Origin of the sequence: Gemella sp. zg-1178 (assembly GCF_018790995.1) — a bacterium.
GTDB lineage: Bacteria > Bacillota > Bacilli > Staphylococcales > Gemellaceae > Gemelliphila.
On sequence record NZ_JAHKEI010000006.1, the window covers coordinates 47,734 to 60,985 of the forward strand.

Below are 13,252 nucleotides of genomic sequence, written 5' to 3' on the forward strand. Positions count from 1 at the left end.
TTTATACTTAAGGAGATATTTTATATTATGACAAAAATATTGGCTATTAATTCAGGAAGTTCATCTTTAAAATTTCAATTATTTAAAATGCCAGAAGAAAAAGTTATTGCAAAAGGTCTTGTAGAAAGAATAGGGATAGAAAATGGAATATTCACTATCGAATTTAATGGAGAGAAAATTAAAGACGAATTAGATATACCGAACCATAACTTTGCAATAGAAAGATTAGTCAACAAATTGACAGAAATGAAAATAGTTGAGAAAGTAGAAGAAATAGAGGGTGTTGGACACCGTGTAGTTCATGGTGGAGAATTTTTTGACTCTTCAGTTTTAGTAACAGATGAAGTTTTAAAACAATTAGACTCAATACAAGATTTAGCACCTTTACATAATCCAGCTAATATTATGGGAGTAAAAGCATTTCAAAAAGTGCTTCCCGGGGTGCCAAACGTCTTAACATTTGACACTGCATTCCACCAATCAATGCCTAAATCAACATATATGTATGCAGTACCGAGAGAATATTATGAAAAATATGGCGTTCGTAAATACGGAGCTCACGGAACTAGCCATAGATATATAGCTCAAATGGTAGCAGAAGTTACTGATAAAAAAGTAGAAGAACTTAAAACAATTTCATGCCACATAGGAAATGGTGCGTCAATCTGTGCAATTAAAGAAGGAAAATCACTTGATACATCAATGGGATTCACACCACTTTCAGGTTTAGTTATGGGAACTAGAACTGGAGATATAGACCCAGCTACTATTCCTTATATTTCATTAAAAACAGGTTTAGATTTAAAAGAAATAATCCATGTATTTAATAATGAATCTGGATTAAAAGGTTTGTCAGGAGTATCTTCTGACTTGCGTGATGTAGAAGATATTAGATATACAAATGCTAATGCAGCTGAAGCAATTGATATTTATATAAGTAGAATTAAAGAATATGTTGGCTCTTATGCTGCAATTATGAACGGAGTAGACGTGATAGTATTTACTGCAGGTGTTGGCGAAAATGCTGCTTGGGTTCGTGAAGAAGTATTAGAAGGATTATCTTTCTTAGGAATAGAAGTTGATAAAGAAGCAAATAATGTTCGTGGAAAAATTGCTGAAATAACAAAACCTACTTCTAAAGTTAGAGCTTTCGTTATTCCTACAAATGAAGAATTAATGATTTCAAGAGATACATTTGAATTATCAAAATAAAAATCAATAAAGTATAAAAATGTAATATTTAGTGTGTAAAAATTCACACTAAATATTTTTTTATTAAACCCTATTTACTATGTAGTGTTTATAATTTTTTGTGCAAAACATTAGGAATATAAATTTTCTTTTGTTATAATTTATACTGTTAAAAAATCTAAAGGAGAAAATACATGTCTGTACTTGATATAAAAAATTTAGAAGTTTCTATACATAATAAGAAAATTTTAAAAGGTTTGAATTTAAAAATTAATTCTGGAGAAATTCATGCAATCATGGGACCTAATGGAGCTGGGAAATCAACACTAGCTTCTGCGATAATGGGACATCCAAAGTATGAAGTTGACGGTGGTAGTGTCTTACTTGATAATGAAGAAATACTTGAAATGGAAGTTGACGAAAGAGCAAAAGCTGGTTTGTTTTTAGCTATGCAATACCCTTCAGAAATTCCTGGAGTACCTACTTCAGAATTTATTAAATCTGCAATTAATGTTCACAGAGAAGACAATATTCCAGTTATGGAATATATCAAAAAATTAGATAAAACAATGGAATTTTTGGATATGGATTTAAACATGTCACAACGTTATGTTAATGATGGTTTTTCTGGTGGAGAGAAAAAACGTAATGAAATTTTACAAATGATGATGTTAGAACCTAAATTTGCTATTTTAGATGAAATAGATTCAGGTTTGGATATTGACGCTTTAAAAGTTGTATCTAAGGGTGTAAACGAAATGCGTGGAGAAAATTTTGCTTGCTTAATCATCACTCATTATCAAAGATTACTAGATTATATAATTCCTGATTTCGTTCATGTTTTAATGGACGGTAAAATTGTTAAATCGGGTGGTCCTGAATTAGCTTTACGCTTGGAAAAAGAAGGTTACGACTGGTTAAAAGAAGAGGTCTAAAATGGATAAAAACAAATTAAAAATTAGCACCAAATCATTAAGAAATATTTCAGACAATACTAAAGAAGCAGAGTGGTATCATTTACTTAGAAAAAAAGCTATGTATGAAAATTACTCTTTAAATTTTCCTAAATTAGAATCAATGAATTTAGAAGAGTGGTCATTACTAGATTTTAATATTAATAACTTCTTTAACGAAACAGAAAATAATTTTAACAAAGACGACTATGCAGAAGAAATTGATTTTAATGACGAAAGTATAATTATTATTCAAAAAAATAATAAATTAGCTTACTTAAACATTCCAGAAGTATATAAAAATAAAATATTAGTTCAAAATATATTTGAAGCTATAAATGATAATAAAAACTTCAAAAATATTTTTGCTCAGATAACTAGACCTAACAAGGATAAACTAACATCTCTACACTATTTATTACTAAATTCTGGTATTTATGTAGAAGTATTTGCTAATGAAATAGATATACCACTTCAATATTATGTTATAACAGAAAATGATTATTCATTATTTAATCACGTTACAATAAATATTAAAAATAATTCTAACTTAAATTTTGTTGAAAATTATATATCTAAAAACAATAAAAAAGCATTCAATATAATTTCAGAAGTTTTAGTCGGTGAAAATTCTAATATAAACTACACTTCTATAACAAACTTTGAAGAAAATGCTAGAGGAACAATATTAAGAAACGGTGAAACAGGAAGAAACGCTACATTAAATTGGAATGTTGCCGCTATGGATAGTGCAGATGTTTACCAAGATAATACGACTAATATTTTAGGAGATGGTGCAGAAAGTAATCTTAAAATAGTAACTCTAGGTAGTGGCAATCAAAAACTTTACTTTAATAGTGAGTTGGTAAATCAAGGTCTTAATACTAACGGAGACATTTTACAACATGGAGTATTGTTAGATTCTTCTCATGTAGTATTTAATGGAATAGGATTTATCGTCAAAGGAGCTACTGGTTCAAATGCTTATCAAAGTTCCAGATTGTTATCATTATCAGAAAATGCAAAATCAGATGCAAATCCAATGCTATTAATTGATGAAAATGATGTTGCAGCAGGGCATGGAGCATCTTTAGGTAAGATTGACGAAGAACAAATATATTATCTGAAAAGTAGGGGGCTTTCTGAAAAAGAAGCTAGCAGATTACTTGTTCATGGTTTCCTATCACCAGTAATTGAACAATTAAGTTTAGAAAAAGTTAAAAATAAAACTACACAATTAATTGATAAAAAAATTACAAAGCGGGTGAGTAAGTAATGAATATAGAGAATATCAGAAAAGAATTTCCTATATTAAATAAAGAAATCAATGAAAATAAAATAATATTTTTTGATAATGCTGCCACTACACAAAAACCAAAGTGTGTTGTGGATAAAATAGTAGATTTTTATAGTAATTATAATTCTAATATTCATCGTTCAGTATACACACTAGGGACAGAAGCAGAAGATTTATATTATAAATCAAAAGAAACAGTTAGAAGATTTATTAATGCTAAGTATCAAGAAGAAATTATTTATACAAGTGGCACAACAGAAAGTATTAATAATTTAGCCAGAATGTTAGAAAATAATATTGCTAGTGATGATGAAATTATTATAAGTTCAATAGAACATCATGCTAATTTTATACCATGGCAAGAATTGTGTAACCGAACAGGTGCAAAACTTAATATCTTAGAAGTTAATGAAAATTACGAAATTGAAGTAGAAGAACTGGAAAAATTATTGACTGAAAAAACTAAAATAGTTTCAATAACTTATGCTTCTAACGTCTTAGGTAACATTTCACCAGTAGAAAAAATTGGTAACTTATTAGAAGATAAAAATATATTTTATATTATTGACGCAGCCCAAGCAGTACCTCATCTGTCTGTTGATGTACAAAAAATAAAATGTGATTTTTTAGTTTTTTCTGGTCATAAAATGCTAGCTCCTACTGGTATAGGAGTTTTATACGGTAAGAAAAAACATTTAGAAAATTTAGCACCAGCTAAATTTGGTGGAGGAATGATTAGTATAGTAGAAGATTTTTCTTCAACTTGGGCAGATATACCAAATAAATATGAAGCGGGTACGCCACTTTTAGAACAAGCAGTAGGGCTTATGGCTGCAATAGACTATATTGAAAAAATAGGCATTGACAATATTGAAAAATATACAAAAGAACTTACTAAATATCTATATAAAAATTTATCTGAAATAGATGGTATCACAATATATGGAACTAAGAATATAAATAATAGGGTATCCCTTATTTCATTCAATTTAGATTCTATACACCCTCATGACATAGCTTCATTTTTAGATACAAAAGGAATATGTGTTCGTGCAGGACATCAGTGTACACAACCATTATTAAATAGATTAAACACTTTTTCAGTAGTCAGAGCAAGCTTATATTTCTATAATACAATTAGTGAGATTGATATATTCATACAGACTTTAAAAGAAATAAAGGAGTTTTTCAATAATGAGCTTTCTTAATTTGCAAGATATCTATAAACAAGTCATCTTAGACCATAGTAAATATCCTCATAATATGGGAGAGTTGAATACTGATTATAAACTTGAAATGCTTAACCCTTCATGTGGTGATAAAATTACAATATACATGAATATAGAAAACTACACAATAAAAGATATTAAATTTGTTGGTAGTGGCTGTTCAATCTCGATAGCTTCTGCATCTATGTTGACAGATGAATTAAGGGGTGCAACATTAGATGAAGCTAACAATAAAATAAATAATTTTTTAAATATGATAATGGGCAAAGAATATGATAATCATATATTAGAAGATAGTAATTCATTAGAAAATATATCCAAATTACCAGCAAGAGTAAAATGTGCTACTCTTGCTTGGAAAATTTCAGAAAAAATAATAAATAAGGAGCGTGATAATTTTGAATAAAAATGAAGCAATGTTTACCGATTATAAATATGGTTTTTCTGATGTTGATATTTCCATTTTTAAAACAGAAAAAGGATTAACAAAAGAAATAGTAGAAACAATATCTAAGAAGAAAAATGAACCTAAGTGGATGTTAGATTATAGATTAAACGCGCTAAAAGAATTTTATCGTTTACCTATGCCAACATGGGGTGGAGATTTATCAGAAATAGATTTTGAAGATATGACCTACTATGTAAAACCCTCAGAAAAAACTGAGCGAAGCTGGGATGAAGTACCGAATGAGATTAAAAAAACTTTTGAAAGATTAGGAATACCAGAAGCAGAACAAAAATATTTAGCAGGAGTTTCTGCTCAATATGAATCAGAAGTAGTTTATCATAATATGCACAAAAAATTTGAAGAATTAGGTATTATATTTGAAGATACAGATACAGCTTTGAAAAATCATGAAGAACTGTTTAAAAAATATTTTTCAAAATGCGTAGAATCAAATGATAATAAATTTTCTGCTTTAAATTCTGCTGTTTGGTCTGGAGGTTCTTTTATTTACTGCCCTCCTAATGTTTCCATAGAAGCACCACTACAAGCATATTTTAGAATTAATACAGAAAAAATGGGGCAGTTTGAACGTACCTTAATAATAATAGATGAAAATTCATCTATAAATTATGTAGAGGGCTGTACAGCTCCAACTTATTCTGCAAGTTCTTTACATGCTGCAGTTGTAGAAATATTTGTCAAAAAAAATGCAAGATTTAGATATACAACTATACAAAATTGGTCTACTAATGTTTACAACTTAGTAACTAAGAGAGCCATTGTAGAGGAAAATGCAACAATGGAATGGGTTGACGGAAATCTAGGTTCTAAATTAACAATGAAATATCCTGCTTGCGTGCTTGTAGGAGAGGGAGCTAGCGGTAATACACTTTCTATTGCCCTAGCAAGTGAAGGACAAGTTCTTGATGCTGGTTGTAAAATGATTCATTTAGCACCTAGAACATCATCTTCTGTTGTTTCTAAATCTATGTCAAGAAAAGGTGGAAAAGTTAATTATAGAGGTTGGATTAATTTTGGAAAAAATTCTGAGAGTTCTCGTTCAAATATAGAATGTGATACTTTAATTTTAGATGAATTTTCAACATCAGATACAATACCTTACAATATTATCAAAAATTCAAATGTTTCTTTGGAACATGAAGCAAAAGTTTCAAAAGTTTCAGAAGAACAACTTTTCTATTTAATGAGTAGAGGCTTAGATGAAACGCAAGCTACAGAAATGATAGTAATGGGCTTTATCGAACCATTTACAAAAGAATTACCAATGGAATATGCAGTTGAATTAAATAGATTAATTTCTTTCGAAATGGAAGGTTCAATAGGATAATAAATGAATAGTTGATTTTTTTTATCAACTATTCATTTATTTATAGCCTTAATACTATATATATGATATAATTTATTAAAATGAAACGATTTTATAAGGAGGTAAAAGATGAAATTTTTATCTTTTAAGCATAAGGAACTTGAATTATATGGTGTAAAAGTTAAAAGAGAAGAAAAGGCTTGGAATTTAATAGAAATTTTAAAAGATTTTGATAAAGATGATTTTATACCTGCAACTCTACGAGAAGCAATAGAAGTTTATGGAGTTAATTTTATAGAAAAAGTTAGAAATATTATTTCTATTGTGGAAAAACGTGAAGATGCAGAAAAATATAAAATTAATCTTAATGATATTATATGGAGGGCACCTATCACACGTACTCCTAAAAATATATTTTGTGTAGGTCATAATTATCCATCTCTTATTAAAGAAATAAAAAATGTAAATATCAAAACTCCAAAAGATGTTGTTATTTTTACAAAAGCTGCTACAACTATATCTGCAAATAATGAAGTTATACCCTCTCATAAAGATTTAACTAAACAACTTGACTATGAGGGAGAGTTAGCTATTGTTATTGCTAAAAATTCTAGAAATATATTAAAACCTCTAGCCTTAGATTATGTTTTTGGTTATACAATAATGAATGATATTACTGCCCACGATATGCAATATAAACACGGTCAATTTTTCTTAGGAAAATCTTTGGAAAAATCTGCAGCATTGGGACCTTATTTAGTTACAAAAGATGAAGTTCGTTCACCAGAATCTATGAATATAGTAACTAAGGTAAATGGAGAGATTAGACAAAATGCTTCTACATCAGAAATGTTATTTAGAATTGATGACTTATTAGCTGAGATAAGCAAAATTATCCCATTGGAAGCTGGTGATATAATAGCTACTGGGACACCAGCAGGTATAGGTTCTGCAATGACACCACAGCAATTTTTAAAAACAGGTGATGAAATAAAAATAACTATAGACGGTATAGGAACACTAACAAATATTATTGGTGACTAAAAAGGAGAATACTGATGGTTAAAGAAAAAAAAACAAAAGATAGTTCAGAGAGTTTAAGTAGAGAAGAAGCTTTAGCTAGAGCTATCAAAGAAATTGAAAAAAATTATGGTAAAGGCGCTATAATGGATTTAGAGGGTAACACTTCTGTTAAAGTAGAAGCTGTTTCTTCTGGTTCTCTTGCAATAGACAAAGCCTTAGGAATTGGTGGTTACCCTAGAGGAAGAATTATTGAAATATTTGGCCCAGAGTCTTCAGGTAAAACTACTGTAGCTTTACACGCCATAGCCGAAGTTCAAAAACAAGGAGGAGTTGCAGCCTTTATTGATGCAGAGAATGCTTTAGACCCTGAATATGCAAAAGCACTAGGAGTTAATTTTACTAAAGGAAGATTTTTCTTATCACAACCAGACTCAGGAGAGCAAGCTCTTGATATAACAGAAAAACTTGTTCAATCAGGAGCTATTGACATAGTAGTAATTGACTCTGTTGCAGCTCTAGTACCAAGAACTGAGATTGAAGGAGAAATTGGTGATGCACATATAGGTTTACAAGCTAGACTGATGTCTCAAGCACTAAGAAAATTAACAAGTATTATAAACAAATCAAATGTTATAGCAATTTTTATAAATCAACTTAGAGAAAAAGTAGGAGTAATATATGGAAATCCTGAAGTTACAACAGGAGGTAGAGCCCTTAAATTTTACTCTACTATAAGAATGGAAGTAAGAAAAGGCGACCAAATAAAAGAAGGTTCAGACGTCTTAGGTAATAGAACTAAAATTAAAATTTTAAAAAATAAAGTTGCTCCTCCATTTAAGCTAGCAGAAGTAGATATAATGTACGGAGAAGGAATTTCCCCTGTTGGTGAAACTCTTGATATAGCTGCTGAATATGATATTATAAAAAAAGCAGGTTCATGGTACTCTTATCAAGGTGAAAAACTTGGACAAGGTAGAGAAGCATCTAAAAAAGTATTAAAAGAAAATAAAGAATTGTATGATGAAATATATGCAAAAATAAGACAAGTTTTCTTAAACGGAAGTAATCACGAAGAAAAAAATACTCAATCAGGAGAAGAAATTTTAGAAAATAATGAATAAAAAAATATTTAAATTAGTTATTTGGCTTATGATATTTTCAATATTAGCAAGTGGATTTATAGCCAGTATATATATGTTTCTATAAAAAATAAAACTCATTAATTTGAGTTTTATTTTTTTTTCAAAAGTGCTATGAAGCAAAAAAATCTTATTTATGATAAAATATTAAAGAACAACTAACTTTTAGGAGAATTTTATGACTAAACTTATCGAAAATATGAATGAAAATCAAAAAAAGGCAATATTGACGACAGAAGGACCTTTAATGATAATTGCAGGTGCTGGTAGTGGTAAAACAAGAGTTATTACCCAAAGAATAGCTTATTTAATATACGAGAAAAAAGTATACGAAAATAATATATTAGCCATAACATTCACTAATAAAGCTGCAAAAGAAATGAAAGAACGTATTTATAATATAGTAGGCGAAACTTCTAAATATATTTGGATAAATACTTTCCACTCTATGTGTGTTAGAATTTTAAGAGAACATATTGAAAATTTAGGTTATAATAAAAATTTTACTATATTAGATTCCAGTGAACAAAAGTCAATAATAAAAAATATATTAAAAAATCTTAATTATTCAGAAAATGACTATGAACCAAAATCTATATTAAAGATTATATCAAATTCAAAAAATGAATATAAAAAAGCAAAAGATGTAGCAGAAGCTTCAAGATTTGGTTTCATGAAAGTAGTAGCTGAAGTTTATTCTGAATATGAAAAATATCTAAAAAAAAATGCTGTTCTTGATTTTGATGATTTACTTATAAAAGTAATAGAATTATTTGAAAAATATCCAGAAATATTAGCAATATATCAAAATAAATTTAAGTATATCCATGTAGACGAATATCAAGATACTAATTTAATTCAGTATAAATTAATTACCATGCTAGCAGCTTTACATAATAATATTTGTATAGTGGGTGATGATGACCAAAGTATCTATTCTTGGAGAGGTGCGTGTATAGATAATATAAAGAACTTTGAAAAAGACTTTAAAAATGTAGAAGTTGTATTTTTAGACCAAAATTATAGGTCAAATTCTATTATTTTAACAGCTGCTAATTCAGTAATTAAAAATAATGTAGATAGAAAAGATAAAAATTTATGGTCTGAAAATAAGGGTGGCTCAAAAATTAATTTATATCATGCCTTTAATGATTTAGATGAAGCTGAAAATATATCAAGAAAAATTAAATCATTAGTAAAAACAGGTAAAGAATATAAAGATATAGCTATTTTATATAGGGCAAACTACTTATCAAGAACTTTGGAAAATTTATTACTTACTAACTCTATACCATATAAAATTATAGGTTCGTTAAAATTCTTACAAAGACAGGAAGTAAAAGATTTACTATCTTATATTAATGTTCTTGTAAATAATAATGATGAATTAAGCTTGAGAAGAATTATTAATGTTCCTAGAAGAGGAATAGGCCAAGGTGCTTTAGAAAAAATAGAAAATTATATGGCAATTAATAACACTACTATGTATAATACTTTGGCTAATATAGAAAAAGTAGGCTTATCTAAAAAATCTGTTAAAGACTTACAATCCTTGTATAATACATTTGAAAAATATTCTGATGGTGATAATTTTTCTATTGACCAAATAATAATGGGTATTTATGTTGATAGTGGTTATGAAGAAATGCTTAAAAATTCTAAAGATGAGTATTCTGAAAGTAGAATGGAAAATATTTCAGAATTAGTTACATCTGCTAAGGAATACTCAGAAATAAATAACAATATTATGGATTATATAACAGAAATGTCTTTAGCCTCTGATTCTGATGACGAAAATTTAGATAATGCTGTTACCTTATCTACTATACACGCTTCAAAAGGACTAGAATACGATACAGTATTTATAGTAGCACTTGAAGAAAATATTTTCCCATCTGTTATGAATAGTGATGACTTAACTGATGAACAAAATAAAATGGAAGAAGAAAGAAGACTAGCTTATGTAGCTATAACTAGGGCTAAAAATAATTTATACCTATCTAATGCAAATCGTCGTATGCAATTTGGAAATACAAAATTTAATGAAATATCAAGATTTATAAAAGAAATACCCGAAGATCTATTATTAGAAGAAAGAAGTCTGCAATTATCAAGTTTAAATAAAATAAATTCTGATAATAATAATATTACATACATAAGTAAATACAGTCCGAAAATAAAAGAAAAAAAATTATCAAAAGCATATAATTTTAATATATATGATAAAGTATCTCATAAAAAATTTGGAAAAGGAATTGTAAAAAATATTATAGAAGATAGCATAATTATAAAATTTGAAGAATATGGAGAAAAAACTTTATTACTTGAATATGCAAATTTAATTAAGGAGTAAATAATGAGTAGTAATGAGATAAAACAAGAAATCTACAACTTAGTAGACCTATTAAATAAATATTCATATAAATATTATGTAGAAGATATATCAGAAATAACTGATACTCAGTATGATTTACTTTACAAAAAATTAGAAAAATTAGAAGAGGATTTTCCTGAATTAATATTAAAAAATTCTCCAACTCAAAGGGTGGGCGATGTTACACTAAGTGAATTTTCAAAAGTTAGACATACTACTCCTATGTTGAGTTTATCAAATACTTTTTCTAAAGAAGAACTTAAAGATTTTGATAATAGAATAAAAAGTACATTAAATATAAAATATTTAACCTATATTTGTGAATTAAAAATAGACGGTTTAGCAGTTTCAATTACTTATAAAAATGGAGATTTAGTTTCTGCAGCAACTAGAGGTGATGGTACAATAGGAGAAGATGTTACAGAAAATATAAAGACAATATTTTCAATTCCTAAAGAATTAAATTCAAAAGTTGATATAGAGGTAAGAGGAGAGGTATATCTACCAAGAAAATCTTTTGAAATTTTAAACAAAAAAAGATTGGAAAATAAGGAACCAGTCTTTGCCAATCCTAGAAATGCAGCTTCTGGTTCTATTAGACAGCTAGATTCAAAAATTACGGCACAAAGAAAATTATCAGCATTTATTTATAGTATGGTTAATTCTAATGAAAGTACTCAAGAAGATAACTTGATAAATTCTAAAAAATATGGCTTACCAGTAAATGAAAATTATAAAATTTGTAACAATATTAATGAAGTAATTGAATATATCGAATATTGGGATAAAAACAAGGCTAATCTGCCTTACGATATAGATGGTATAGTTATAAAAGTAAATGATGTTTCTTATCAAGAAAAACTAGGCTATACACAAAAAAGTCCTAAGTGGGCTACTTCTTTTAAATTTCCAGAAGAAGAATTAGCTACTAAATTATTAGATATAGAATTAAGTGTAGGTAGAACTGGAGTAGTTACACCGGTTGCAATATTAGAACCTCTAACTATATCGGGGTCAACAGTTTCAAAAGCTACTTTACATAATAAAGATGTAATCGAAGAATTAGAAATTTGTATAGGAGATACTGTTGTTGTTAAAAAAGCAGGAGAAATTATACCTAAAATCACCAAAGTTATAAAGGAACTTCGTCTCCCTAACAGCAAACCCTATAAATTTCCTGACTATTGTCCTTCATGTAATTCAAAATTAATATGGGAAAAAGAAAATCCTTTTGTTAAATGCGAAAATTTTGACTGCAAGGAACAAACTATTAAAAAAATTATTCATTTTGCGAGTAGAGATGCTTTGAATATTGAAGGTTTAGGAGATAAACAAATAATTTCTCTATATGAAAATAAAATAATATCTGGCATTATAGACTTATATAGTCTAAATAAAGAAAATTTATTAAATATGGATAGAATGGGAGAAAAATCCGCTACAAATCTTTTAAATTCTATTGAAAATTCAAAAATATCTTCTTTAGATAAAGTTATTTATGCTTTAGGAATTTTAAACGTTGGAAAAAAAGCAGCTAATATAATAGCAAAAAAATACGAAAATTTAACAAATTTAAAAGAAGCAAAATTAGAAGAATTAATAGAATTAGAAGATATAGGTCATATAACTGCTTTATCAGTCATAGAATTTTTAAGTTATAAAAAAAATACAGATTTAATAGATAATTTGATTGAAATTGGTATAAATCCTACACATTTACATCAGGATAAAAAAGAAAATATTTTTACAAATAAAGTAGTAGTTCTTACTGGAAAACTTACAAAATTAACAAGAAACGAATCAAAATCATACTTAGAAAATTTCGGAGCCAAAGTTACTAGTTCTGTTACATCAAAAACAGATTATTTAATTTGTGGTGAAAAAACTGGTTCAAAATTAGAAAAAGCTAATGAATTAAATATAAAAATACTTACTGAAGAAGACTTTATAAATATTATGAAAGGATAGTGGATATGATAAATAAAAAAAATAAAATACCCTATAAATTATTTTTTATAGTAGTTTTTATCGTAGCGTTCTTAACTTTTTTAATTATGAATTATAACCCTGTTTCTATCACTTTTATTTTCTTTACAGTAAAAATTCCCCTAACAATACTATTTTTTATTTTAACATTTCTCGGTATAATTTCATCTCATATTTATTGGAAAAATAAATATTCAAAATTAAAACAAAAGCTAGAAAGAACAGAAAAATTACTTTTCAAAAAAGAAGAATTAGAAGAAAAAATATAATAGATGAGGACTTTGA

11 protein-coding genes are annotated in these 13,252 nt (G+C 27.6%); all 11 read left to right on the forward strand.

The window, feature by feature from the left end:
• The first annotated feature begins 27 nt into the window (after positions 1-27).
• A complete protein-coding gene (locus KMP12_RS02625; RefSeq protein WP_215756185.1) occupies positions 28-1,212 on the forward strand; it encodes an acetate/propionate family kinase in 1,185 nt (394 codons plus the stop codon).
• 173 nt (positions 1,213-1,385) lie between these two features.
• Positions 1,386-2,126, forward strand: a complete 741-nt coding sequence (gene sufC / locus KMP12_RS02630) for a Fe-S cluster assembly ATPase SufC (protein ID WP_215756186.1) — start codon at positions 1,386-1,388, stop codon at positions 2,124-2,126.
• Between the two features lies 1 nt (position 2,127).
• Positions 2,128-3,420 (forward strand): Fe-S cluster assembly protein SufD, encoded by a 1,293-nt coding sequence (gene sufD, locus KMP12_RS02635; RefSeq protein ID WP_215756187.1) that lies wholly within the window; start codon positions 2,128-2,130, stop codon positions 3,418-3,420.
• Positions 3,420-4,649 (forward strand): aminotransferase class V-fold PLP-dependent enzyme, encoded by a 1,230-nt coding sequence (locus KMP12_RS02640; protein ID WP_215756188.1) that lies wholly within the window; start codon positions 3,420-3,422, stop codon positions 4,647-4,649. Before sufD ends, KMP12_RS02640 begins: the two co-directional genes overlap by 1 nt.
• Positions 4,636-5,076 carry a Fe-S cluster assembly sulfur transfer protein SufU gene (gene sufU, locus KMP12_RS02645; protein WP_215756189.1) on the forward strand — a complete coding sequence of 147 codons (441 nt, stop codon included), beginning with the start codon at positions 4,636-4,638 and terminating at the stop codon, positions 5,074-5,076. The genes KMP12_RS02640 and sufU overlap by 14 nt, the downstream gene beginning before the upstream one ends.
• 10 nt (positions 5,077-5,086) lie before the next feature.
• Positions 5,087-6,466, forward strand: coding sequence for a Fe-S cluster assembly protein SufB (gene sufB / locus KMP12_RS02650; RefSeq protein WP_215756237.1), 1,380 nt, complete (start codon positions 5,087-5,089; stop codon positions 6,464-6,466).
• 108 nt (positions 6,467-6,574) lie between these two features.
• Positions 6,575-7,489, forward strand: coding sequence for a fumarylacetoacetate hydrolase family protein (locus KMP12_RS02655; protein ID WP_215756190.1), 915 nt, complete (start codon positions 6,575-6,577; stop codon positions 7,487-7,489).
• Between the two features lie 14 nt (positions 7,490-7,503).
• Complete coding sequence (gene recA, locus KMP12_RS02660) at positions 7,504-8,589, forward strand: recombinase RecA (protein WP_215756191.1); 1,086 nt, start codon at positions 7,504-7,506, stop codon at positions 8,587-8,589.
• Positions 8,590-8,785: 196 nt separating this feature from the next.
• The gene (locus KMP12_RS02665) at positions 8,786-10,960 is read left to right on the forward strand and encodes an ATP-dependent helicase (RefSeq protein WP_215756192.1); all 2,175 of its coding nucleotides are present in this window, start codon (positions 8,786-8,788) and stop codon (positions 10,958-10,960) included.
• Between the two features lie 3 nt (positions 10,961-10,963).
• The gene (gene ligA / locus KMP12_RS02670) at positions 10,964-12,949 is read left to right on the forward strand and encodes an NAD-dependent DNA ligase LigA (protein WP_215756193.1); all 1,986 of its coding nucleotides are present in this window, start codon (positions 10,964-10,966) and stop codon (positions 12,947-12,949) included.
• Positions 12,950-12,954: 5 nt separating this feature from the next.
• Positions 12,955-13,236, forward strand: coding sequence for a LapA family protein (locus KMP12_RS02675; protein WP_215756194.1), 282 nt, complete (start codon positions 12,955-12,957; stop codon positions 13,234-13,236).
• The last annotated feature ends 16 nt before the right edge of the window (positions 13,237-13,252 follow it).

What these genes read in the sequence shown, in the direction of transcription:
- KMP12_RS02675 (WP_215756194.1), top strand. Translation starts at nt 12,955, where the DNA reads ATGATAAATAAAAAAAATAAAATACCCTATAAATTATTTTTTATAGTA.
- sufB (WP_215756237.1), top strand. Translation starts at nt 5,087, where the DNA reads ATGTTTACCGATTATAAATATGGTTTTTCTGATGTTGATATTTCCATT.
- sufU (WP_215756189.1), top strand. Translation starts at nt 4,636, where the DNA reads ATGAGCTTTCTTAATTTGCAAGATATCTATAAACAAGTCATCTTAGAC.
- KMP12_RS02640 (WP_215756188.1), top strand. Translation starts at nt 3,420, where the DNA reads ATGAATATAGAGAATATCAGAAAAGAATTTCCTATATTAAATAAAGAA.
- KMP12_RS02655 (WP_215756190.1), top strand. Translation starts at nt 6,575, where the DNA reads ATGAAATTTTTATCTTTTAAGCATAAGGAACTTGAATTATATGGTGTA.
- sufD (WP_215756187.1), top strand. Translation starts at nt 2,128, where the DNA reads ATGGATAAAAACAAATTAAAAATTAGCACCAAATCATTAAGAAATATT.
- KMP12_RS02665 (WP_215756192.1), top strand. Translation starts at nt 8,786, where the DNA reads ATGACTAAACTTATCGAAAATATGAATGAAAATCAAAAAAAGGCAATA.
- KMP12_RS02625 (WP_215756185.1), top strand. Translation starts at nt 28, where the DNA reads ATGACAAAAATATTGGCTATTAATTCAGGAAGTTCATCTTTAAAATTT.
- sufC (WP_215756186.1), top strand. Translation starts at nt 1,386, where the DNA reads ATGTCTGTACTTGATATAAAAAATTTAGAAGTTTCTATACATAATAAG.
- ligA (WP_215756193.1), top strand. Translation starts at nt 10,964, where the DNA reads ATGAGTAGTAATGAGATAAAACAAGAAATCTACAACTTAGTAGACCTA.
- recA (WP_215756191.1), top strand. Translation starts at nt 7,504, where the DNA reads ATGGTTAAAGAAAAAAAAACAAAAGATAGTTCAGAGAGTTTAAGTAGA.